This is a genomic window from Frankia sp. CoWAU3 (assembly GCF_977971855.1).
The window spans coordinates 12,059-13,662 of record NZ_CDWWXB010000091.1; the positions used below are offsets into that span (position 1 = coordinate 12,059).

1 protein-coding gene is annotated in these 1,604 nt (G+C 72.3%); it reads left to right on the forward strand.

Features of this window, described 5'->3' with window-relative positions; translation table 11 throughout:
• Nucleotides 1–9: 9 nt before the first annotated feature.
• Nucleotides 10–1,560 (forward strand): sensor histidine kinase, encoded by a 1,551-nt coding sequence (locus AC08ON_RS10220; RefSeq protein ID WP_476616853.1) that lies wholly within the window; start codon nucleotides 10–12, stop codon nucleotides 1,558–1,560.
• Nucleotides 1,561–1,604: the final 44 nt, after the last annotated feature.

The following is a 1,604-nucleotide window of genomic DNA, read 5'->3' on the forward strand; positions in this document are numbered from 1 at the left end:
CATGCGGCGGTGAACGGGCGCGCCGGCCGGTTGGACGGGTTCGCGCGGCGCGTCCACCCGGGACGTCACCCCAGGATCCGGTTTTCCTCCCCGCTCGGTCAGCTGACGTTGCGGGCCCGGCTCGCCCTGCTCGTCGGGATGGCGGTGGCTGCCGCCGTGACGGTCGTCGCCGGGGTGTCGCTGGGGGCGACCAGCATCGTGCTGAACCAGGCCATCGACGACCAGCTCGTAGAGCAGGCTGAGGCGTCGGCGCGCACCATCCAGACCAGCCCGCTGGGGCTGGAACTGCAGGCGTTCAGCTTCGGGCTGGAGGGCCAGTTCCTCGACGCCGCCGGCAATCCGCTGGAGAACGCCGTCTCGTCCTGGAACAGCGTGCGGATCCCGGTCGACTCCGCCGACGCCGAGGTGGCCCGGCGGGAGCGGGCCCAGAACCTGCGCACGATCGCCGTTGACGGGCAGTCCTACCGGCTTGTCACGGTTCCGCTGCAACGTCCCGCGTCCGGCGGTGCATTGCAGCTCGCGCGGCCGACCACCGACGTCGACCGGACCCTGCGCGACCTCGCGCTGGTGCTGCTTGTCGTCGGGATCGTCGGGGTGGTCGGCTCGGTGCTCGCCGGACAGATCGTGGCACGTGCCGCGCTCAAACCCGTTGACGCCGCGGCCGCGGCAGCCGAGGAGGTCGCTCGCACCCAGAATTTGTCGGCGCTCATCCCGGTGACCGGATCCGACGAGATCACCCGGCTGGCGGAGAGCCTCAACAGCATGCTGCGCGCGCTGGAGGCATCTCGGGCCCGCCAGCGCCAGCTCGTCGACGATGCCAGCCACGAGCTGCGCACCCCGTTGACGAGCCTGCGTACGAACATCGAACTGTTGCTGCGCGCCGAGGCGAACCCGCATCGCGCGCTGCCCGCGGCCGACCATGAGGCACTGCTACGCGACGTGGACGCGCAGATGCGCGAACTGTCCGGCCTCGTCAGCGAACTGGTCGAGCTCGCCCGGGACGAGGCGCCTACCGAGGAGGTGGAACGGCTCGATCTCGCGGAGATCGTGCGAGCCGCGGCCGAACGGGCCCGGCGCCGCGCCACCGGCAAGAGCATCAGCATCGAGGTCGACGCGACGCCCTCGACGGTCTACGGGCGGGCGAACATGCTCGAACGGGCGATCACCAACCTGCTCGACAACGCCGTGAAGTTCTCGCCGCCCGCCTCCGTCGTCCGGGTCGGCTCCCGGGACGGCGAGGTAACCGTCGCGGATGACGGACCGGGCATCGCGCCGGAGGACCGCGTGCAGGTGTTCGACCGCTTCTACCGGGCCACCTCCGCGCGGGGCCTGCCCGGATCCGGGCTCGGCCTCGCGATCGTCGCGGATGCCGTGCACACCCACGAGGGTACCGTCACCGCGGAGAGTTCCCCGAGTGGCGGGGCGTTGCTGCGGATGCGGCTGCCGGTCGTTGGCGACCCCGGTCCGCTGGGCCCGGCCACCACACCGGGTCCGGCGCCGAACCCGCCGGACGGCGCTGCTTCGCCTCCGGACCGCGCGGGCGAGAATCCCAGGCCGTGACTTCCGACTGCCCCGCCGTGCCCACCGCACCCGCGTCTACGTCC